The sequence below is a fragment of the Heyndrickxia sp. MSNUG genome (assembly GCF_049532715.1).
Classification (GTDB): Bacteria; Bacillota; Bacilli; order Bacillales; family Cytobacillaceae; genus Mesobacillus.
Genome location: NZ_CP150978.1, coordinates 218,946 through 240,000, shown reverse-complemented (window position 1 = coordinate 240,000; position 21,055 = coordinate 218,946). Strand labels below are relative to the sequence as shown.

Sequence of the window (21,055 nt, the reverse complement as noted above, 5' to 3'; positions counted from 1 at the left end):
CTCGCAGTCTGACTCCCACGGATAAGTCTTTGGCATTCGGAGTTTGTCTGAATTCGGTAACCCGATGAGGGCCCCTAGTCCAAACAGTGCTCTACCTCCAAGACTCTTACAACGTGAGGCTAGCCCTAAAGCTATTTCGGAGAGAACCAGCTATCTCCAAGTTCGATTGGAATTTCTCCGCTACCCACACCTCATCCCCGCACTTTTCAACGTGCGTGGGTTCGGGCCTCCAGTTGGTGTTACCCAACCTTCACCCTGGACATGGGTAGATCACCTGGTTTCGGGTCTACGACCACATACTCATTCGCCCTATTCAGACTCGCTTTCGCTGCGGCTCCGTCTTCTCAACTTAACCTTGCATGGGATCGTAACTCGCCGGTTCATTCTACAAAAGGCACGCCATCACCCATTAACGGGCTCTGACTACTTGTAGGCACACGGTTTCAGGATCTATTTCACTCCCCTTCCGGGGTGCTTTTCACCTTTCCCTCACGGTACTGGTTCACTATCGGTCACTAGGGAGTATTTAGCCTTGGGAGATGGTCCTCCCAGCTTCCGACGGGATTTCTCGTGTCCCGCCGTACTCAGGATCCACTCAGGAGGGAACGAAGTTTCAACTACAGGGTTTTTACCTTCTCTGACGGGCCTTTCCAGACCACTTCATCTACCCCGTTCCTTTGTAACTCCATGTAGAGTGTCCTACAACCCCAAGAGGCAAGCCTCTTGGTTTGGGCTATATCCCGTTTCGCTCGCCGCTACTCAGGGAATCGCGTTTGCTTTCTCTTCCTCCGGGTACTTAGATGTTTCAGTTCCCCGGGTCTGCCTTCAATACCCTATGTATTCAGGTAAAGATACTGTTCCATTACGAACAGTGGGTTTCCCCATTCGGAAATCTCCGGATCAAAGCTTACTTACAGCTCCCCGAAGCATATCGGTGTTAGTCCCGTCCTTCATCGGCTCCTAGTGCCAAGGCATCCACCGTGCGCCCTTTCTAACTTAACCGTTTGACAATAAATTGTCGTGGTTGATTCTCTATTAAATAGAGAGAAAAACTAAAATGGCGATCACTCGGTTTTTCTTGGTTCTTCTTACTTACGATTATCTAGTTTTCAAGGAACAAAAAAGTTTTGAGAGAATTGTTTCGAATCCTACCTTACGGTCTGATCCTCACAGTAAAGATTGCTCCCTCAAAACTAAACAAACAAGCGGTCAACTGTACGAATCCTAAGATTCGTATTCATCAGATCCGAAGATCTGAGTTCCGATTGCCAATAGGCAATATCCTTAGAAAGGAGGTGATCCAGCCGCACCTTCCGATACGGCTACCTTGTTACGACTTCACCCCAATCATCTGTCCCACCTTAGGCGGCTGGCTCCATAAAGGTTACCCCACCGACTTCGGGTGTTACAAACTCTCGTGGTGTGACGGGCGGTGTGTACAAGGCCCGGGAACGTATTCACCGCGGCATGCTGATCCGCGATTACTAGCGATTCCGGCTTCATGCAGGCGAGTTGCAGCCTGCAATCCGAACTGAGAATGGTTTTATGGGATTGGCTTCACCTCGCGGCTTCGCTGCCCTTTGTTCCATCCATTGTAGCACGTGTGTAGCCCAGGTCATAAGGGGCATGATGATTTGACGTCATCCCCACCTTCCTCCGGTTTGTCACCGGCAGTCACCTTAGAGTGCCCAACTAAATGCTGGCAACTAAGATCAAGGGTTGCGCTCGTTGCGGGACTTAACCCAACATCTCACGACACGAGCTGACGACAACCATGCACCACCTGTCACTCTGTCCCCCGAAGGGGAACGCCCTATCTCTAGGGTTGTCAGAGGATGTCAAGACCTGGTAAGGTTCTTCGCGTTGCTTCGAATTAAACCACATGCTCCACCGCTTGTGCGGGCCCCCGTCAATTCCTTTGAGTTTCAGCCTTGCGGCCGTACTCCCCAGGCGGAGTGCTTAATGCGTTTGCTGCAGCACTAAAGGGCGGAAACCCTCTAACACTTAGCACTCATCGTTTACGGCGTGGACTACCAGGGTATCTAATCCTGTTCGCTCCCCACGCTTTCGCGCCTCAGCGTCAGTTACAGACCAGAGAGCCGCCTTCGCCACTGGTGTTCCTCCACATCTCTACGCATTTCACCGCTACACGTGGAATTCCGCTCTCCTCTTCTGCACTCAAGTTCCCCAGTTTCCAATGACCCTCCCCGGTTGAGCCGGGGGCTTTCACATCAGACTTAAGGAACCGCCTGCGCGCGCTTTACGCCCAATAATTCCGGACAACGCTTGCCACCTACGTATTACCGCGGCTGCTGGCACGTAGTTAGCCGTGGCTTTCTGGTCAGGTACCGTCAAGGTACCGGCAGTTACTCCGATACTTGTTCTTCCCTGACAACAGAGCTTTACGACCCGAAGGCCTTCATCGCTCACGCGGCGTTGCTCCGTCAGACTTTCGTCCATTGCGGAAGATTCCCTACTGCTGCCTCCCGTAGGAGTCTGGGCCGTGTCTCAGTCCCAGTGTGGCCGATCACCCTCTCAGGTCGGCTACGCATCGTCGCCTTGGTGAGCCGTTACCTCACCAACTAGCTAATGCGCCGCGGGCCCATCTGTAAGTGACAGCCGAAACCGTCTTTCAGCTTTTCCTCATGAGAGGAGAAGGATTATCCGGTATTAGCTCCGGTTTCCCGAAGTTATCCCAGTCTTACAGGCAGGTTGCCCACGTGTTACTCACCCGTCCGCCGCTGATCTTCAAAAGCAAGCTAATGAAGATCCGCTCGACTTGCATGTATTAGGCACGCCGCCAGCGTTCGTCCTGAGCCAGGATCAAACTCTCCAAAAAAGAGTTATGAGTTAGCTCATAAAGTTAAAACGTTGGCTAGTGATCTTCTATATAATAGAAGTCACTATAATATTGTTTGTTGACGCTTGTTTGTTTAGTTTTCAAAGAACAATGAATTGGAGCGGGTGATGGGAATCGAACCCACTACATCAGCTTGGAAGGCTGAGGTTTTACCAGTAAACTACACCCGCATATAAAGTTAAAATGTTGAATGGTCGGGAAGACAGGATTCGAACCTGCGACCCCTTGGTCCCAAACCAAGTGCTCTACCAAGCTGAGCTACTCCCCGATATGAAGAAAATAAGAATGGCGCGCCCGAAAGGAGTCGAACCCATAACCTTCTGATCCGTAGTCAGACGCTCTATCCAATTGAGCTACGGGCGCATGTAATTTTTATAGCAACTTTTAAATATTATCACATCCGCAATTGGATGTCAAGGACTTTTTTGGTGCGGCCGAGAGGACTTGAACCTCCACGGGGTTGCCCCCACTAGGCCCTCAACCTAGCGCGTCTGCCATTCCGCCACGACCGCATAAAGATGACAGGATCATATCATAACCAATTTCAACTTATTAATCAACAGGTAATTAATGGTGCGGGTGAAGGGAGTCGAACCCCCACGCCTTGCGGCGCCAGATCCTAAGTCTGGTGCGTCTGCCAATTCCGCCACACCCGCATTATTGAAATATAAGTTATTTTGCTGGCGCAAAAAACTTTGGTGAGCCATGAAGGACTCGAACCTTCGACCCTCTGATTAAAAGTCAGATGCTCTACCGACTGAGCTAATGGCTCAAAAAATGGCTGGGCTAGCTGGATTCGAACCAACGCATGACGGAGTCAAAGTCCGTTGCCTTACCGCTTGGCTATAGCCCAATAAAATGGCGGTCCCGACCGGGATCGAACCGGCGATCTCCTGCGTGACAGGCAGGCATGTTAACCGCTACACCACGGGACCATATATTTGTTTTTAAAACATGCTGTGAAACTGTTTTGGTGACCCCTACGGGATTCGAACCCGTGTTACCGCCGTGAAAGGGCGGTGTCTTAACCGCTTGACCAAGGGGCCATATTAAAATGTTCTGGCGGAGAAGGAGGGATTTGAACCCTCGCGCCGGTTACCCGACCTACACCCTTAGCAGGGGCGCCTCTTCAGCCTCTTGAGTACTTCCCCATACCATAGAATTAATGGCTCCGCAGGTAGGATTCGAACCTACGACCGCTCGGTTAACAGCCGAGTGCTCTACCACTGAGCTACTGCGGAATAATATTAATTGTCTTCTTTAAAAGCTCTTCAGAAGACTGTGTCGTTGTCTTGTCGACTCTTACTATTATAGGGAGGTGCCTATTAAAAGTCAAGCGGGTTTTTAAAAGTTTTTCATTAGTTTTTTTCTCATCATAAAAACGCTATTCTATCAGCATTTCTTTCACCTTTACCAGCTTTCCCCGACACTTTCCGCAGACATATCTTGCAGTATTGATTGATCGTTTTCGGTGATACTCCATTTGACATTTGCTGCATTGGTAAATCAGAATTCTCTGTTGTGAACTTTTCTTCTTCTCCTCAGGCAGCATGGAGCAAAATCTCGGAGCCCCGACTTGTTTCATCAGTTCCCTGAAATCTTTATCACGATGCTTGTAGCCCTTTCCCTCTAAATGCAAATGATAATGGCATAGTTCATGCTTTATGATCCCAATCAATTCCTGTTCGCCTAATTGTTCGAAATACTTCCTGTTGATTTCAATGTTATGGCTTCCCAGCATATAGCGTCCACCGGTTGTACGAAGTCTTGGATTAAAGAATGCTTTATGCCTGAAAGGCTTATGGAATTGCTCTGCTGATATTCTAACAACCAGATTGTGTAACTGCTGATCTGTCATCATAATAAAACGCCTGCCTTTTAAAGAAACATGACAACCCATTATAGCATATATTAAGGATACCTTTTCACGCATTATCTAAAGGAGGTATTGTTATGCCTGTCTGGTTCCAGAATCAAATGAAACGAGCCTTCTATGAAAAAAATCGATACCAAATTAAACTGCTGAATCAATGCTGGTTTTTTTATAGAAATAAACAGGGATTATAACTCTATGCTGATACACGATTATATTAAAGACTGTTTTCGGATTGATTGCCGCTTTTTCGAACAAGTACTTTTATTAAAAGGTATCAGGCTCTTTTCGAGGAGACTTCTGTACCGAATTCACATTAATACTCGTAAAAACCCAGGTCCCGGTTTTTACTTTCGTTGGAGAAAGCAACAAAAATTACGTAAAGAGCCATAATAAAAGACTGCAGAATGATCTGCAGCCTTTTTAACATTAAGCTTGCTCTGGCGTTAGCATGGTCAATGCAACGCGTCCTTTTTTATGATCAACGCTGTCGACCCATACGGTTACAACATCCCCTACTGATACAATATCAAGCGGATGCTTTACGAATCTGTTGCTTAGCTTAGAAATGTGAACCAATCCATCTTGCTTTACACCGATGTCGACGAATGCCCCGAAGTCTACTACGTTGCGGACTGTACCTTGCAGCTCCATGCCTGTTTTTAAATCCTCTAGCTTTAGAACATCCTTTTTAAGAAGCGGAGCCGGCAGTTCATCACGAGGATCCCTCTCCGGTCTGACTAGGGCGTCAATAATATCTTTAAGAGTCAGTTTGCCAATGCCAAGTTCACTCGCAGTCTGGTCTATATTAATTTTGGCTAACGCATCTTTTAAAGCCGGACTGCCTAAATCACTTGTTTTGAACCCCAGGCTATCTAGAAGTTGTTTCACTTCCCCATAGCTTTCCGGGTGGATGCCTGTTCGGTCTAACGGTTCTTTTCCGTCGATTACTCTAAGGAAGCCGATTGCCTGTTCATAAGTTTTCGCGCCAAGGCGAGGGATTTTTTTCAGCTGTGCTCTGCTTGTGAATTTCCCTTCTTCTTCACGCTTTTTCACAATATTGTTGGCAACGGTCTTTGAAAGACCTGAAACATATTGAAGTAAAGAAGATGATGCAGTATTTACATTTACCCCTACCTGGTTAACAGCTGTTTCAACTACAAATGTTAGCGATTCAGAGAGTTTTTTCTGACTGACATCATGCTGGTACTGTCCGACACCTACCGATTTAGGGTCAATTTTAACAAGTTCAGCAAGCGGGTCCTGCAGACGGCGCGCGATTGAAACTGCGCTTCGTTCTTCTACCTGGAAGTTCGGGAATTCTTCACGCGCTAAATCTGATGCAGAATATACACTTGCTCCTGCTTCATTGACAATCAGGTAATAGATTTCTTTATCTAATTCTTTCAGGATATCTGATACAAATTGTTCCGTTTCCCTTGAAGCTGTACCGTTGCCGATTGCAACCATTTCCACGTGATAATCCTTCAGCACTTTAATGAATTTCTCACGGGCTTCGGTACTTTTTGAACTTGATGTATGAGGATAAATGACCCCGATCGATAAAACCTTCCCTGTTTCATCTACCGCAGCCAGCTTGCATCCTGTCCTGAACGCCGGGTCTACTCCAAGGACTACTTTTCCTTTTAACGGCGGCTGAAGCAGCAGTTTTCTCAGATTTTCTGAGAAGATGTGAATAGCTTGCTCTTCTGCCTTTTCCGTAAGTTCATTCCTGATTTCCCGTTCAATCGATGGCTGAATCAGCCTTTTATAAGCATCTTCTATAGCTTCCATAATTGCTGACGTTGTAATAGCATGCTCTTTTTTTACCCATTTACGTTGAAGATAGCTCATGATTACATCCGTTTTGGGTTTAATCGAGACCCTTAAGAGCTCCTCTTTCTCCCCGCGGTTAAGGGCTAGAATTCTGTGGGGCACGACCTTGCTTACCGGCTCTGTATATTCATAGTACATCTCATATACTTTTTTCTCATCCGACTCTTCATTCTTAACTGCAGATTCAATGGAACCGGATTTGAATGTTTCGTTGCGGATCCACTTTCTGCTGTCAGCATCATCTGAAACCATTTCAGCAATGATATCCTTCGCTCCGAAAATAGCTTCCTCTGCTGTTGTTACACCTTTTTCATCTGATAAAAACTCTCCGGCCTTCTGTTCCAGGCTGCCGTTCACCGGGAACTCGAGCATCCATAAAGCAAGTGGTTCGAGACCTTTCTCCTTTGCAACGGTTGCTTTTGTTCTCCGCTTTTGTTTATATGGCCGGTATAAATCCTCTACCTCTTGAAGTTTAATTGCTTTTTCTATGCTAGTCCTAAGTTCATCCGTCAGCTTTTCCTGTTCATCGATCAGCCTGATGACTTCTTCTTTACGCTGTTCTAAGTTCTGTATGTATTGCCATCTTTCAACTATGTCGCGGATTTGCACTTCATCAAGCGCACCGGTCATTTCTTTCCGATAGCGGGCAATGAATGGAACGGTATTCCCTTCATTTATGAGAGAAATAACACTCTGTACTTGTTTAGATGTTAATGATTGCTCTTTGGCAATGATTTTTACGTATTGATCCTGCTTTTCCATCGTTTGATTCAAGAGACAATCCTCCATATCTTTATTGGATAAGTGGTTTTCTTATCCCTCTATATAGTGTACCAAAATTGCTGCTATGTTTATAGGGAGTAGTAAGGAGGCTGATTACTGGAGGAGTTCGCATACATGTTATTACACTATTATCACTTCACAATGAAGTACAGTCTTAATTCTTCCCTATTAAATCTCAATTCAGATTCTCGGGAACAATATTAAGGTTTCGCTTACCGTTTTTAGCTGAATCTTGTCATACGAGCACAAATCCCCGTTTTCTGTTACCCTTTTTCCACTCTACTTCAAATTTTTCCGGTAAAAAACTCATCTCGCCAGAATTCAACCATGAGAACCAGCAAGCATACCAATCCCCAACTCCCTAATCCCCGCCAAAACAAAAAGAAGCCCACCGGCTATAGTAGACTTCCCACAATAAAAGTTGCATCATCCATTGAATTTTCATAATCACTTTTTATTTGTTCTGCGATGGCTGCTACAGATCTGTAACCCTTCAATAATGATTTTGCCCCATGGATATCAAATCCATCTGAGTAAATCAGAAACTTTGATTCCGGTTCAAAAACGAATCTCTGGGTATGAAACACTTGTGGCTTCCCTGACAAATATCCTGTTACGGGCAAAGGATAGGTCAGTTTGCCATTTGGCGAGTAAAGGAAGAATCGGATATTGCCGACACAGCTGTAGACGAATTCGTTTGTTTCGAAAAACACCTTAAAAATCGATACGGCTGCTCCTCTTTTTTGCACCAATATATTGTTGCAGTATTTCATGAGAGTATCTACATCCTCATGATGGTGTTCCTCTACTACAGTCACAACCGCCGCAGAAGCTTCATGGGCGTATTGCCCAGACCCTAACCCATCAGCTACTACACAGACAAAATATTCATCGGTGGCAGTATAGAAATAGCTGTCACCGCACTCTAATTTACCTTCTTTAATTGTCTGGTAAGCATAAAGTTCAATTTTGTCTTTGAACTGTTGGATCATGTAATATACTCCGAATTACTGTTTTCTGCATGAATTGCTTCTTGTAGCTTCTTGATGGCTCTTCTTTGAAGTCGTGATACATGCATTTGTGATATTCCCAGCTTGTCTCCTGCTTCTTTTTGGCTCAGGTTATCAAGGTAGGTATATTGGATAATTAACTTTTCTCTTTCACTCAGAACATGAAGTACCTTTTCAAGCACCATTCTTTGATTGATTTTTTCATAGCCTTCATCAATATTTCCGACGATATCTAACAGGGTGACAGTTCCGCCATCAGAATCTGCTTCAATGGAATGGTCAACTGATAATGCCTGGTAGCTTTTGCCCATTTCCATAGCTTCTAAAATTTCTTCCTCAGAAACCTGAAGGGCTTCAGCAATTTCGTCCACTCTTGGAGAACGGTGCAGCTGCGTCGTCAAATCTTCGACAGTTGTCTTGATTTTCGGGCCAAGCTCTTTGATTCTGCGAGGTACATGGACACTCCATGTTTTATCTCGTAAAAATCTTTTGATTTCACCAATAATGGTCGGAACAGCAAATGCCTCGAAGCTTTTGCCAAATGTTTCATCATAACGGCGGATTGCGCCTAAAAGTCCAATCATTCCAACCTGGAATATGTCTTCATGGAACGAGCGTCCTTTTGAGTATTTACGGGCGATTGTTTCCACAAGGTTTTGATAATGGAGTACTAATTCGTTTTGGGCGTCGGCGTCCTCGTGAAGCTGGTATGCTTTGATTAATTGATTAATCTCTTCTTTTGGACGTTGCTTAGGTTGAGATTGTCTCTGCATCTCTCTCCACCTGCTCTCCTTCTCGGTACTTGGTCATAAAGACCGTGACGCCCTCTTTGTGATGAATTCGAACCTCATCCATTAAGGTTTCGATCAGATACAGTCCCAAGCCTCCTTCGCGAAGGAATTCAACAGAACTATTTTGATCGTAAGGACCAAGCCCCTGGCGTGCTGAATGGAAATCAAAGCTCTGCCCATTATCTGCAACCATTACCTCAAGTCGGTCTTCGTACAGTCCAAAACCGATGATCACTTCGCCGTTGTCGTTATTTTTATAAGCGTGCTGCACAGCGTTTGTACATGCTTCACTTGTTGCGATCTTCAAATCTTCTATCTCATCATATGAAAAACCCATGCGGCTTGCAATGCCGGAAAGCGTCAGACGGATCACGCCTACAAATTCCGGTTTTGCCGGGATTTTCATTTCTATATAATCAAATGCTTGGCTCATTGCACTCCACCCTCAATCTGGCTGTTGATATCGATAATATCGGCCAAGCCGGTAATTTCGAAAAGTCTCTGCAAACGATCGGATAATCCGACAATTTTAAACTCTCCGTTATGGGCTCGGACATTTTTAAATACTCCTACAAACACTCCCAGCCCAGTACTATCCATATAATTGACCTCAGAAAGATCAACAACCATCTTTACGCCTTCTTTTTCGGACAAAGGGAAAAGTTTTTCCCGAAGCTGTGGTGCTGTATATGCATCAATTTCACCATTAACCTTAACTGCTAATACGGATTCTGTTTCTTTAACATCTATCGAAATATTCATAACTGACCCACCCTTTACAATTCAATTGCCTTTTAGATTTACCCGGTTCTGAACCGGTTTAAACATCTCTTTTTAAAATAATTAAGGTGAAATCATCACGCAATTGGAAATGCTGAAGTTTTTCGAGTTCCCTAAAGATATTATTGACAATTTCCTGAGCATTTAAGTGGATATATTTATTTATATATCCGATTAATGTTTCCTTTTCGATGAATCCTTCTTCCGTTCTGCACTCCGTGACTCCATCAGACATTAAGATCACCATATCCCCAGGATGGATTTCTTTTTCATACTGAGTATACTTGGTTCGCTTGTCTACCCCAAGAAGCAAGCCCCTTGCCGTAAGCTCTGTAAATTCCTTGGTAACTGAATCGTAATAGAAACCAGGCTCGTGTCCGGCTGAGGCATAGTAGAAGATATTATTGTCTGGATTAAACATTCCATAGAACATCGTGATGAACATACTTGGATCAACGTTCTGTTCAACTACTCTATTCAGGTTTTCAAGGATACTGCTTGGGTCCAGACGGTTTTCTGGCAGGCTGTCCATTGCATACTTGATCATGGACATACAAAGCGCAGCCGGAATCCCTTTTCCGATAACATCTGCAATCGCGACACTTATATTATTGTTTTCATCCTGGACAAAATGGAAATAGTCACCGTTCATATGCTTCGCAGGCACACTGATTGCACCAATATCGAGACCCGGTACAGTAGGGATCTTAGTTCCCAGCAGCGTTTGCTGCACATTGGCGGCAATCTCCATTTCTGATCTTAGTTCCTCCTGCTGGTGCCTTAGGCTTTGGTGTTCCCGGTAAGCAATACCATAGCCGATCATGACCTCAAGGAGGATGTCAAACGAATGCATTAAATCTTCCGGAAGTTCAGGATACATCTCAAGAAGCAAGCTTTTATGAAGGCTGATGATTTCTTCAGGGGCGATTTTATGCTCAATCGACTTACGGCTGAATTTTTGCCCTGCATATAAAGCTTGTTCCGATTGCTCTTTAATATAATTGTCAAGAATGTCCCGATACTTTGATTCCATCATTTCTCGGAATTCCATATTGTTTCCCCCTAACGGAGCCATTTAGTTGCTCTTATCTGTGTTCCTTCTCCTGGAGTTGACTCGATATCGAATTCATCCATGAGTCTTTTCACTCCTGGAAGGCCGGCTCCAAGTCCTCCTGATGTGGAAAAGCCATCTTCCATGACCTGGCGTATTTCTTTTATTCCTGGGCCGCTATCCACTGCATTGATTCGCAATCCCGCTTTTCCGCCGTCGTACAATTTATCGATGCAAATTTGCCCTTTGCCGGCGTACAAATAAATATTCCTGGCCAATTCACTGATGGCGGTGGTGATTCTGGCCTGGTCAACTGTCCCAAAACCAAGCTCTTTCGCAACATTCCGGCCAAGCTGGCGCGCTGCTACGATGTCCCATTCGTTTATGATCGTAACGCAGGATTGGATGTCCATTCACCTATTCCCCCAATTCCTGTTGTAATTTCTCCAAACCTTTTTCTAAATCTAATGCAGTTAGGACATCATCGAGGCTGATCCCTAATTCAATTAGCGTTATGGCTACAGCAGGCTGGATTCCGGTAATGACAACAATTGCGCCCATAAGCTTGGACATATTGATTACGTCCCCAAGAACTTTAGCAATAAATGAGTCAATGAAGTCTATTGAGGTTAAATCAATGACCACGCCATTGGCGCTTGTTTCATGTATTTTATGGAGCAAATCCTCTTGAAATTGAAGAGCAGTCTGGTCGTCAAGCTCCCATTGAATGGAGACTAATAGGCAATCATTCAGCTTAAGGATAGGTATTCTCACTTAGCTCCCCCCATAGAAACAATTTTTTTATTTGTCAGCTCTAGAGCTGCTTCGATCCCTTTTTTGAGGTTATTCTTTGTTGTAAACTGGTTCAAATCAATACCCAGATTCACGATCGTCTGTGCGATTTCGGGACGGATCCCTACGAGCATGCACTTAGCACCAATCAGCCTGACCGCATCCGCAGCCTGGATAATATGATGGGCTACCATCGTATCGACAACGGGTACACCAGTGATATCAATTAGGACAACTTCGGAGCGATGCTTGACAGCACCCTTCAGCAAATTTTCCATAATTTGCTTTGCCCGTTCCGTATCAATTGTACCTACTAGCGGCATGACAGTGATCCCATCGAAAACCGGAATCAATGGTGCAGATAGCTCCTGAAGGGCAATCTTCTGCAAGGAAACCGTTCTTTCCCATGTTGATGAATACACGCTGACAATTTCATTGTTCATCGGCGTTGCCCAACGGTCAAATTCATACACCACTTCCATCTGGTTTTCCTTTGTAACGATCCCTTCGCTTTGCATTCCTTCAAAAACAATTAAGTTGAAAGTATGGAGACCCTTGGTTACGAATGTCAAAGGCCAGCCAAGCCTGACGACCTTTTCAGCAAAATCCGTCAGTTTATTATGGTATTCTTCATTCGAACCTTTAAAATTTGAAATGATCAAGTCGATGAATTCTTTGCTAGTAGCATTAAAAACCCTGTCCGAAACAAGGCGTACCACTCGTTCATCAGCCTCTTCTTTTGTTCTATTTATCCATTCATCCAGAATCTCCTGCTTATGAGACTGAATGTAATTTGAAATTGTATTGTTCATTTCATCCTCTCCATTCTATCACACAAAAATTTTATATTACCCTCTTCCGTCCAAATGTAAACCAATCTTAAAAATGTAAAAATTTATTCATAAGATCAATGTTTATATCTCCATTTAATGATAACAGACTATGTTCGTCAAATAAAATCAACTTGTCGACAACGCTCCTTTTTGGGTATTTTACACTATTTACCAATATCAAAAGGGAGCTTTAAGGAGACTTCTTCCACTTATTATCAGAAAAATACAATCTTTTGAATACAACACAAGTTTTCTAACATCCAGTGGACAAAAAAGTTATTCTTACTATTCCTTATTATAGAGCTTTATATGAGCAAGCCGACTTTCACACATTAAAGCGATGGGGGTCTGACCCCCGGTGTGTTAATGCGTTAATTATTTGGTTTACTGCTGATAAGTGCATATAAAAAAAGAGACAAGCCTTCATGGCTTGCCTCCACACAGAACACATCCGTTTTATTTTTATGGGTTATGTAAAGGACCTGGAGTCCAGGCCAAGTGATTCGGGTTACAAAAAAACGCTCTTACACAGAGCGTACTTTAAATTAAAATTCAATAAGACCTAAACTTACCTGAAGGGCTTCATCCACTTTTTCCATCATTTCGTCATCGAGATGGGTAATTTTATCGGTTAGGCGCTGTTTGTCGATTGTGCGAATTTGTTCCAATAATATAACCGAGTCTCGTTCAAAACCGTACCGCTTCGCATCAATTTCAACATGAGTCGGAAGCTTCGCTTTTTGGATTTGAGCTGTGATCGCTGCGATAATGACTGTGGGACTAAACCGATTCCCGATGTCGTTTTGGATGACCAGTACAGGGCGGACTCCGCCTTGCTCTGAACCAACAACTGGGGATAGGTCCGCAAAATAGACGTCACCACGTTTGACAATCAAGGGATTATCCTCCGCTGACTAGACGTTCAACTGTGTGTTCTGCCTCGTATTCTGCTTGAAATGCCTCAGATGCAATGGTCAGATTAATTTTGGCCATTTCCATATAGCCACGTCTCATGGATTCACGAATTTGTCTCTTTTTCTTCTCACGCAAATACATTTTTGTAGCCTGATAAATAAATTCGCTGCGGTTTACGTTCTCCTGCTTAACAAATCCATCTAATTCGCTTAATAGATGCTGCGGTAACTTTACCAAAATCTCAGTTGTTGCGCTGGATTCAGACACAAACATACACCTCCACCATCATCACTACATACCGTTATTAAGTTCTTTATCTCTCTACCATTTCTAATCTTATCACTATTTATCCCAGATGCAAAGGCTAATCAGCAATTCTTCTGTATTATCCGCCAAAAAAATAGGGTTTTATGCATGGTTTTAGGCGAAATAAACAAGGTTGTTAATATTTGGATAAAATTACCCTATTCAAACCGTTGTATCTCTTTAAAGCAATGAATTATTCAAATCCACTATTTTACCCTGTTGTTTGTAAATCCTCGGTACACGTGAAGAGATGATGCAAGGAACTTCATAATTGATTGTTTCCAGCCTTTTCGCAATTTCATTGATGGAAATCATCTCTTCCCCTTGTTCCCCAATCAAGGTGGCAATCGTCCCTACAGGAACCTCTTCAGGCAGCCTGACCATGCATTGGTCCATGCAGATGCGCCCGATGATCGGAGATCGTTTGCCATTTATCAACACTTCCTGCCCCTGTAGCCTGCGGATCCAGCCATCAGCATAACCAATCGGCAATGTTCCGACCCAAATATCTTCAGCCGCTTCATAGGTTGCCCCATAACTTACCTTCTGTCCCTTTTCAAGCTTCTTCACATGCACAAGCCGGGAATGGAGGGTGAACGCTTCATTTAATCGAACTGGCAGCTCCGGTTCAATCTCCAATGAAGGCGTTAATCCGTACATAGCAATACCGACCCTGACTGCATTGAATTGTGCATCTGTATGCATAAGGGCAGCCGCGCTATTGCTGCTGTGTACACATGGAGGGAGCTCATCCAGCGTCCCGAGCAATTCTTTAAAAAGGCTGAGCTGCTCCTTAAAGTACGTTTCATCCAGTTCATCGGCTGTTGCAAAATGCGTATATACTCCATGAAGCTCAAGCCGCGAATCTTCCCGGATCGACTTTTCAATTGATTTCAGTTCTTCTGCTGACCGTATGCCAATCCGGCCCATGCCTGTATCTATTTTTATATGAAGAGAAATGGAAGCATCACCTTTAAGAACTTCGCGTGCTTTTGCCAGCCATTCCTCCTGGAAAACGGTTAGAATGACGCCTTCCTCTGCAGCAATATTAACGTCCTCAGGCCGGCTTGCGCCAAGCACTAGGACTGGTGCCGTTACCCCTTTTTTCCTTAACGCAAGAGCCTCGTCCATAAAAGCAACTGCCAGCATGGACGCTCCCGCCTCCAGCGCTGCTTCTGCTGTTTGTGAATCCCCATGTCCATATGCGTTCGCTTTCACTACCGCTATAAAATCAACCTCTTCAGGCAGGTTAGCTTTAATCGCCTTTACATTTTCTTTAATATAATCCAAATCCACCTCTGCCCATGTATCACGGTAAAAAAATCCTTGCTCCTCCACCGAAACTCCACTTCCTTCAGACCGAACATTTTATTTATTTTACCATTATCGAATTCCATCGGTTCAATGTCAAATGGTTAATATAGTTTGTGGAGAAAGACCTTTGTTTTCATAAAATTCAATCGTTCGTATCCTATTCACTTATATTTTCCTACTTTTTATCTCAAGCATTAGTTCAGCACAGACAGCAAGAGTTAAGATATTCCGGAAATTCATCTTTTATTCCGGAATCCCCCGGCATTTATTCCGAAAAAATCCGATTTATTCCGGAAATCATCTCGTTTATTCCGAAAAAATGGATATATTCCGAATATCAATTTCACCCAAATAAAAAACAGGCTCAGGTTGCTCTGAGCCTGTTGTTCGGGTTCTTATTTTTCCATATCGGCAACTACGGATTTTGCTACCATTTCTAATTCTTCTGGTGACAAGTCGGCAGAAGCAAGCATATAGTCTACACCGAGGTGCGTCCATGAAATCGATGTTTCCGTCATGGCGCCGATTGTAAATCCGAGGTCAACTGGATGGCCTGTCACGTTGATTGGAGAAGACATGGCTGGCATTGCGTCTGCTTTCTCCTGGACCAGCGTAAACGACTTGTCTGAACCTTCGTATGTTAAGACGACTCGCTTGCCATTCTCAGTTGTGATTTCCTTTTCATCCACTAATGTGACGCCAGGAATTTCAGCCATTGGATACTTGACTGTGAATGCCTTGTCATTGACATCTGCCATAACCGGCACTTCAAGCTGCACACGCGTCATGTTTTTCTTCATGTCAAATGCGTCTTTATCAAAGCTTGCATCGAATTTAACCTCTGAGAATTCCACTGTAACAAGTGAGTTGCGGTCAGGATCCATTACCTTCACACTTACCGGTGATAGATTCTTTTTATTCAGCTTGATTTCCTGGATCGGGAGCATCTTATTGTTTTGGTACCTTGTTTTCGTTTCAAAAACATAATGGTTCTTTGTTGCTGAGAACTTCGCTTGTTTGTCCTCAAGGATATCTGTGATTAAAGATTCGTATAAGTACGCCTGGCTGCTGTTTTTCGGCCAGTCGCTCTGGAATCGGAAGCTTTTGTTCAGCGCAGGTGTCAAAACAAAAACTCCTTCTTCATTGCGCAGAATCATCTGGCTTTGGTCTTTCTGGGCATTCTTCAGGTTCACACGGTAAAATGACGGATCTTTGTGCCAAATTTCCACCTCATACACCTGAGGTTCCGTACCCATCTGCAATGTCATTTTTGCCTTAGCCTTGTAACTCTTTAAATCATTGAGCGTTCCATCCAACTCCTTAACCACAGATTCCTGTGATTTTGTACCGCAGGCAGCCAGAGCAAAAATAACCATGAGCCCGGCGAGAAGCAGCAACAACCTTTTCTTCATTCTTCCAACCCCTTTTAGTCTCATTTAAACGTGTAAAGGGAAAGAAAGGACAGGAATAAGACACTGGCTGCAAATTGCCTGAGTTGTCTCGTTGCAGCCATGTTCCCGCCGCCTAGCCTTGTCTCCCTTACTGCATTATGAATATATGAGACAACCCGGGTGAATATGACCAAGCGATGACAAGCTTTTAATTTTTTTCGATGATGACCTGCGCAATCGCATACTGCTCACTATGGGATATTGAAAGGTGAACTCCATCCTTCATCGGCTTCGTCACGGTTGGACGGCCCTGGAGATCCGCTTCGATTTCAATATCAAGGAAGGATAATTCTTTGCCGATGCCCGTCCCTTTAGCTTTTGAAAAAGCTTCCTTCGCAGCCCAGCGGCCAGCAAGAAATTCCGCTCTTCTTCGCTCGTTATATGTACTGTAAATGCTCTTTTCTTTTTCCGTAAGCACCCTGTCAGGGAAACGCGGCTGGGATTCAATCAGTTTCCTGATCCGGCCTATTTCAACAATGTCAACGCCAGTTCCTATGATCATTTTTCATGCTCCTTCTAAAAAAGATACATTCTGCATACAAAATATTGTACAACTATCTGAGATTAAGGATAAGCTTTATATATTAGTACCCAGGAGGTTCGGCATGTTTACGAGAACTGAAAGCTTTCGTGATTTCGTCAGGTATTACCCAATTGTTACATTGATTATCTCTATCCATATTTTATTATATTTGGTCACTACCATACCATTCTTCCCAAGCAGATACCTATTCGAGCTGCTTTCGGGAGTTAATTTGTACATTGTAAATGGTGACTACTGGCGGCTGGTCACTCCGATTTTCATGCACTCCGGCTTTGCCCACATGCTGTTTAACAGCTTTTCGCTCGTCCTTTTTGCGCCGGCCCTTGAACAATTGCTTGGAAGAACGAAATTCATCCTGCTTTATTTAGCTACAGGAATCGCCGCAAATGTTGCCACCCTGACACTTGAGCCATTAACGTATACACATGTTGGTTCCAGCGGAGCCATCTTTGGGTTGTTCGGTTTCTATATAGCGATTATCATTTTCCGAAAAGCCATGATGTCCAGGGAAAACTCCCAGACGATCATGACCATTGCCATCATTGGAATTGTCATGACCTTCGTCCAGTCAAACATTAATATCACAGCCCATATTTTCGGTTTGATTGCCGGATTCCTGATCGGCACTGTTATTTTCAAGAATGCATGACGTAAAAAAAGCGCCGCGTTGGCGCTTTTACTTATGGATAAGAATGAATAAAATACACTTCGAGAATTGTCCAGCTCCAGCGCTTGTCGGACTTGCACAGGATGTGCTGACGGCGGCGTTGCCACAGGACGTGGCGTAGTTAGCCGCCGTTCCTTTTTACAAGGCGCTTGCGCTTTTCTTATTCTGCAGCTTCATGCGAATACCAATGATAAATCGCCTCGGCATCCTTTTTCTCAAGGTCGATAACCTTGCCTCCTGATCCGCCATGGCCTGATTTCACGATGGCCTCAACGGTTGCCAGCTTCTTTTTTCGCTGGAAAAAGCTTTCCTTGACGCTAAAGGACTGGACTTTATTTTTCCTCATAAAAACGGTGTTCTTCACAATTCGGCGGTAGCGGAATGTCAGCATTCCGTTGTCTATGCCCCAGCCTGCATCCTTAAAATTCAAGAATGACCACAGTGCAGAAACCGCTAGCAGAACCAGCGCTGTATATCCCCATGGCCTGAAAAACCAAATGGCCGCGAGGATGAAAGGAAGGACGAGCACCCAGCCTTTGAATAAGTATCTGCCATACGACCGCAAAGGCGCAGGCGTCAGTTTATTCCGAAACTGGTAATCCGTCAAATAAAGTTCGAGTAAATCTGGGGTCCGGCTTTTTTTTACAATTGGAAGAATGATGACCTTTGAGCTTTCGTGATCAAGAGCAGAGCCCCCTGCACTTTCAATGTAGGCTGCAGCGTAGCCAAGCGGCTGCCTGATCAAGTTTTCGCTGATCCGTACTGCCTGGATGCGATTCAAAGGAATCGTAAATTGCCGCTTCTCAAGCAGCCCCCTAGTAATAACTAGGTCGTTATCCACTTTCCTTACGGTAAAATTCGCGTATTTCAGCATCGTGCCAAATAGAGCGATGATCCAGGCCAGCAAAAACCCTGCAAAGACAACGAAACTGACAAATACGAATCCGCTTTGAACGAAAGATTCTACACCATCAAAAATTTGTTCATACGGGATGAATTCTTCGAACTGAAAAACAAATGCCATTACAGCCGAAATGACGACACCGACTCCCCCCGAAGTCGAAGCGAGCATCAGCAATTCTTTTATCGAGATTTTATAAAGAACGTTTTCACTAGCTTCCTGTTCCTGTTCGTCATGAACGAGCCTGTCAGTCCTTTTGATGGAAACTAAATAATTATGTATTTCTTCTGCGTCCTGCTTTGTGATTGCGGTCAGGACCGCTTCTCCATCCTGAAGTCCCATTCCACCTGACCCAGCTGTCTCAACCTTCACCTTCACAAGGCCGAACATTCTCTGTAAAATCCCCTCTGATAAATCAAGGCTCTGGATTCTTTCAAAAGGAATATACCGCTTTTTGCGCACGATCAACCCATATTCGATTCTAAGTTCCCCTTGCTCGATGCGATAGGTGAACCTGTACCAGGTCAGTACCCCGTACACGAATACGAGAATCACAGCAGCGATCGATCCGTAAAAATAAAAATGGTCCCATTTCGTCCCACTGCTTCCGAACACCACAAATAACAGAAACGGGATAATCAATTCCTTCAGCTGACGAAGAGCGTTGACGACGGCAGCAACGGGGTGCAGTCTTTTCGGTTCAGACATCTTCATCCGCCACCCTTGCCAGCCTTGAGATGGAAGTCCTCAAATTCTCCGCTTCCTCCATATCAAGCGCGGGTATTTCATGGACCGTTGCAGCCGTGGAAACCGTTACTGTCGATAGCCGGTACTTCCTCAACAGCGGACCTTGCTGTGTATCAACATGCTGTACCCGAATCATCGGAATTAATGTTTTCTTTATAATAAATACCCCGTACTGAAGTTCAATTTCCTGCTCCCTGACCTCATAACGCCAGCGTTTCCAGCGAAGAGTCGGCAAGAAAAAAATGAATATATAGCTATATAATGCTGCCACCATCAAGGCAGCCCCAATAATCCAATAAGGCCAATCAAATAAAACAGTTAAAGTAATCAGACCGCCCGCTATAAGCCAGACCACCAAGGAATGGAGGCAAGCGGATATTTTCCAGACAGTCAAAGCCCGCTCGGAAATACGCTTCTGCGGTTCAGAAATCGTCATAAAGCAACCTCCTGCTTTTCCAATTAATAGCACCTTCCTAAGTATACAACATGAATACTTTGTTGGGCATTAATTTCAGGTGACAGGTGTGTTTAGGATTAGGAGTCCGCTTTTGGGGTGGAAAAGGCAGGCCGCTCTATGTGTGACTTTCCGCCTGGCAGAATGCCGGCAGAATCCTTTACGGAAAAACGACTTTATTTTAAAAGAAAGCTGCTGCCATCAATCGCTTCTACATCCGGAATCTTCTTTAAATCGTCCGCCAGCTTGAATAAGGCGAGATCTTTCTTTTTCGCTTCGATCATGCAATGAATTTCGGGTACTGAACCCTTTATGCCGCGGAGGAAATCGATGAACATTTCTGCATCCACATATTCGGCATGGGCCCTGAATTCTTTTTCAGACCGCGGGCTGGATATATGCATTTTCACAGGCAGCTTGGAAAGCTCCCATGTAGCAGCGACTCGTTCCCACTGCTCTTGCCAATTGATATCCTCATGATGCGCCAGGTGATGGTGGTAATCGAAAACAAGCGGGATGCCCAGTTTTTCACAGAGATAAAGGGTGTCGTGAAGCGTGAAAGATGTGTCATCATTTTCAAGGATGATCATACTCTGCAGCCTTGTTGAGACAAGTCCCCAGTTATGGATGAACTGTTCCAGCGCCTTCTCCTTATCTTCATAAACCCCGCCAACATGCAAGACGCAGCGGTGCTCCGGATCAATCCCCATCCCCTTCAGCAAGGCATGGTGCATCGCAAGAGTCTTTACCGAATTATTGAGTGTGTCTGTTTTGGGAGTATTCAGCAGTACAAAATGATCCGGATGGAAATCCACACGCATCGGATTCTTTTTTAAAAAATCGGCTATGTCCTGCAATGGCTCTTTTAACACACGCATGAATTTCCAATCTGAAAGCTCCTCGTGATTCGCAAGCGGAATCAGCCTCGAACTCAGCCTGAAAAAATGAATCTCGTTCGCTTTACTGTGCCTCAAAAGGCGCAGGCAATTTTCCAGGTTTGAGACCGCAATCCTTTCAAGTTTATTGATCGCCGCTTCCCGGTCCTTGATTGCCTGGAATTGTTTAAATGTCATCGTCTGCGACGGCGAAGCATTTTTTAGCTCCTCACTCATCGCAACATATCCGAGTCTCACAATCGTCATATCCG

General features: G+C 44.5%; 20 protein-coding genes, 11 tRNA genes and 2 rRNA genes (1 of these 33 running past the window's edge). 2 read left to right on the top strand and 31 right to left on the bottom strand.

All coding sequences use genetic code 11. From position 1 onward, the window contains the following. The 14 genes from AABM38_RS01355 to AABM38_RS01290 all read right to left on the bottom strand — a co-directional run. Window positions 1-1,002: ribosomal RNA gene (locus AABM38_RS01355) — 23S ribosomal RNA — on the bottom strand; it reaches 1,933 nt to the left of the window's first position. A 286-nt stretch (window positions 1,003-1,288) separates the two neighbouring features. Next, window positions 1,289-2,839, bottom strand: a 16S ribosomal RNA gene (locus AABM38_RS01350). The 16S and 23S rRNA genes sit together here with 11 tRNA genes alongside, the layout of an rRNA operon. A 117-nt stretch (window positions 2,840-2,956) precedes the next feature. Continuing rightward, window positions 2,957-3,030: transfer RNA gene (locus tag AABM38_RS01345), tRNA-Gly, on the bottom strand. Window positions 3,031-3,051: 21 nt separating this feature from the next. Continuing rightward, window positions 3,052-3,128, bottom strand: a tRNA-Pro gene (locus AABM38_RS01340). 18 nt (window positions 3,129-3,146) lie between these two features. Further along, window positions 3,147-3,223 (bottom strand) — tRNA-Arg (locus AABM38_RS01335). A 63-nt stretch (window positions 3,224-3,286) separates the two neighbouring features. Then, a tRNA-Leu gene (locus AABM38_RS01330) sits at window positions 3,287-3,372 on the bottom strand. 59 nt (window positions 3,373-3,431) lie between these two features. Then, window positions 3,432-3,516, bottom strand: a tRNA-Leu gene (locus AABM38_RS01325). Between the two features lie 40 nt (window positions 3,517-3,556). Beyond that, window positions 3,557-3,632, bottom strand: a tRNA-Lys gene (locus AABM38_RS01320). Window positions 3,633-3,638: 6 nt separating this feature from the next. Next, window positions 3,639-3,713 (bottom strand) — tRNA-Gln (locus AABM38_RS01315). A 6-nt stretch (window positions 3,714-3,719) separates the two neighbouring features. Continuing rightward, window positions 3,720-3,795 (bottom strand) — tRNA-Asp (locus tag AABM38_RS01310). Between the two features lie 36 nt (window positions 3,796-3,831). Next, window positions 3,832-3,906: transfer RNA gene (locus AABM38_RS01305), tRNA-Glu, on the bottom strand. Window positions 3,907-3,920: 14 nt separating this feature from the next. Next, a tRNA-Ser gene (locus AABM38_RS01300) sits at window positions 3,921-4,011 on the bottom strand. A 15-nt stretch (window positions 4,012-4,026) separates the two neighbouring features. Further along, window positions 4,027-4,101: transfer RNA gene (locus AABM38_RS01295), tRNA-Asn, on the bottom strand. A 143-nt stretch (window positions 4,102-4,244) separates the two neighbouring features. Next, the gene (locus AABM38_RS01290; protein WP_423410622.1) at window positions 4,245-4,718 is read right to left on the bottom strand and encodes a SprT family protein; all 474 of its coding nucleotides are present in this window, start codon (window positions 4,716-4,718) and stop codon (window positions 4,245-4,247) included. A gap of 95 nt (window positions 4,719-4,813) precedes the next feature. Here AABM38_RS01290 and cmpA point away from each other — a divergent pair, with 95 nt between their 5' ends. After that, the gene (gene cmpA, locus AABM38_RS01285; RefSeq protein ID WP_210367160.1) at window positions 4,814-4,927 is read left to right on the top strand and encodes a cortex morphogenetic protein CmpA; all 114 of its coding nucleotides are present in this window, start codon (window positions 4,814-4,816) and stop codon (window positions 4,925-4,927) included. Between the two features lie 235 nt (window positions 4,928-5,162). Here cmpA and AABM38_RS01280 read toward each other — a convergent pair whose 3' ends face one another. The 14 genes from AABM38_RS01280 to acpS form a co-directional block, all read right to left on the bottom strand. Beyond that, a complete protein-coding gene (locus tag AABM38_RS01280; RefSeq protein WP_423410621.1) occupies window positions 5,163-7,331 on the bottom strand; it encodes a Tex family protein in 2,169 nt (722 codons plus the stop codon). 416 nt (window positions 7,332-7,747) lie between these two features. Then, the gene (locus tag AABM38_RS01275) at window positions 7,748-8,344 is read right to left on the bottom strand and encodes a PP2C family serine/threonine-protein phosphatase (RefSeq protein WP_423408781.1); all 597 of its coding nucleotides are present in this window, start codon (window positions 8,342-8,344) and stop codon (window positions 7,748-7,750) included. After that, window positions 8,341-9,135, bottom strand: coding sequence for an RNA polymerase sigma factor SigB (gene sigB / locus AABM38_RS01270; protein WP_335376249.1), 795 nt, complete (start codon window positions 9,133-9,135; stop codon window positions 8,341-8,343). Before sigB ends, AABM38_RS01275 begins: the two co-directional genes overlap by 4 nt. Continuing rightward, on the bottom strand, window positions 9,113-9,586 hold the full coding sequence (rsbW, locus tag AABM38_RS01265) for an anti-sigma B factor RsbW (RefSeq protein ID WP_335376248.1): 474 nt from the start codon (window positions 9,584-9,586) through the stop codon (window positions 9,113-9,115). The genes sigB and rsbW overlap by 23 nt, the downstream gene beginning before the upstream one ends. Then, complete coding sequence (locus AABM38_RS01260) at window positions 9,583-9,915, bottom strand: anti-sigma factor antagonist (RefSeq protein WP_423408780.1); 333 nt, start codon at window positions 9,913-9,915, stop codon at window positions 9,583-9,585. The genes rsbW and AABM38_RS01260 overlap by 4 nt, the downstream gene beginning before the upstream one ends. Before the next feature lie 58 nt (window positions 9,916-9,973). After that, window positions 9,974-10,984 carry a PP2C family protein-serine/threonine phosphatase gene (locus AABM38_RS01255; RefSeq protein ID WP_335376246.1) on the bottom strand — a complete coding sequence of 337 codons (1,011 nt, stop codon included), beginning with the start codon at window positions 10,982-10,984 and terminating at the stop codon, window positions 9,974-9,976. A gap of 11 nt (window positions 10,985-10,995) precedes the next feature. Further along, a complete protein-coding gene (locus tag AABM38_RS01250; protein ID WP_335376245.1) occupies window positions 10,996-11,397 on the bottom strand; it encodes an anti-sigma regulatory factor in 402 nt (133 codons plus the stop codon). 4 nt (window positions 11,398-11,401) lie between these two features. Further along, the gene (locus tag AABM38_RS01245) at window positions 11,402-11,758 is read right to left on the bottom strand and encodes an STAS domain-containing protein (RefSeq protein ID WP_335376244.1); all 357 of its coding nucleotides are present in this window, start codon (window positions 11,756-11,758) and stop codon (window positions 11,402-11,404) included. After that, complete coding sequence (locus AABM38_RS01240) at window positions 11,755-12,588, bottom strand: RsbT co-antagonist protein RsbRA (protein ID WP_423408779.1); 834 nt, start codon at window positions 12,586-12,588, stop codon at window positions 11,755-11,757. The genes AABM38_RS01245 and AABM38_RS01240 overlap by 4 nt, the downstream gene beginning before the upstream one ends. A gap of 566 nt (window positions 12,589-13,154) precedes the next feature. Further along, window positions 13,155-13,505 (bottom strand): type II toxin-antitoxin system endoribonuclease NdoA, encoded by a 351-nt coding sequence (ndoA, locus tag AABM38_RS01235; RefSeq protein ID WP_041967053.1) that lies wholly within the window; start codon window positions 13,503-13,505, stop codon window positions 13,155-13,157. Window positions 13,506-13,509: 4 nt separating this feature from the next. After that, on the bottom strand, window positions 13,510-13,791 hold the full coding sequence (locus AABM38_RS01230) for a CopG family ribbon-helix-helix protein (RefSeq protein ID WP_207503024.1): 282 nt from the start codon (window positions 13,789-13,791) through the stop codon (window positions 13,510-13,512). Window positions 13,792-14,010: 219 nt separating this feature from the next. Beyond that, entirely contained in the window at window positions 14,011-15,168 is a 1,158-nt protein-coding gene (alr, locus tag AABM38_RS01225; RefSeq protein WP_423408778.1) for an alanine racemase, read from the bottom strand. Window positions 15,169-15,539: 371 nt separating this feature from the next. Continuing rightward, the gene (locus AABM38_RS01220) at window positions 15,540-16,556 is read right to left on the bottom strand and encodes a LolA family protein (protein WP_423408777.1); all 1,017 of its coding nucleotides are present in this window, start codon (window positions 16,554-16,556) and stop codon (window positions 15,540-15,542) included. Window positions 16,557-16,743: 187 nt separating this feature from the next. Further along, the gene (gene acpS, locus AABM38_RS01215) at window positions 16,744-17,097 is read right to left on the bottom strand and encodes a holo-ACP synthase (RefSeq protein WP_423408776.1); all 354 of its coding nucleotides are present in this window, start codon (window positions 17,095-17,097) and stop codon (window positions 16,744-16,746) included. A gap of 103 nt (window positions 17,098-17,200) precedes the next feature. On the opposite strand from acpS, the gene AABM38_RS01210 reads away from it, so the two are divergent. Beyond that, a complete protein-coding gene (locus AABM38_RS01210; protein ID WP_423408775.1) occupies window positions 17,201-17,788 on the top strand; it encodes a rhomboid family intramembrane serine protease in 588 nt (195 codons plus the stop codon). A gap of 178 nt (window positions 17,789-17,966) precedes the next feature. Here the strand turns inward: AABM38_RS01210 and AABM38_RS01205 are convergent, their stop codons facing one another. From AABM38_RS01205 to uvsE, 3 genes are all read right to left on the bottom strand, one after another. Then, window positions 17,967-19,415 (bottom strand): PH domain-containing protein, encoded by a 1,449-nt coding sequence (locus tag AABM38_RS01205; RefSeq protein ID WP_423408774.1) that lies wholly within the window; start codon window positions 19,413-19,415, stop codon window positions 17,967-17,969. Continuing rightward, on the bottom strand, window positions 19,408-19,890 hold the full coding sequence (locus AABM38_RS01200; RefSeq protein ID WP_423408773.1) for a PH domain-containing protein: 483 nt from the start codon (window positions 19,888-19,890) through the stop codon (window positions 19,408-19,410). Before AABM38_RS01200 ends, AABM38_RS01205 begins: the two co-directional genes overlap by 8 nt. A 194-nt stretch (window positions 19,891-20,084) precedes the next feature. Next, on the bottom strand, window positions 20,085-21,050 hold the full coding sequence (gene uvsE / locus AABM38_RS01195) for a UV DNA damage repair endonuclease UvsE (protein ID WP_423408772.1): 966 nt from the start codon (window positions 21,048-21,050) through the stop codon (window positions 20,085-20,087). Window positions 21,051-21,055: the final 5 nt, after the last annotated feature.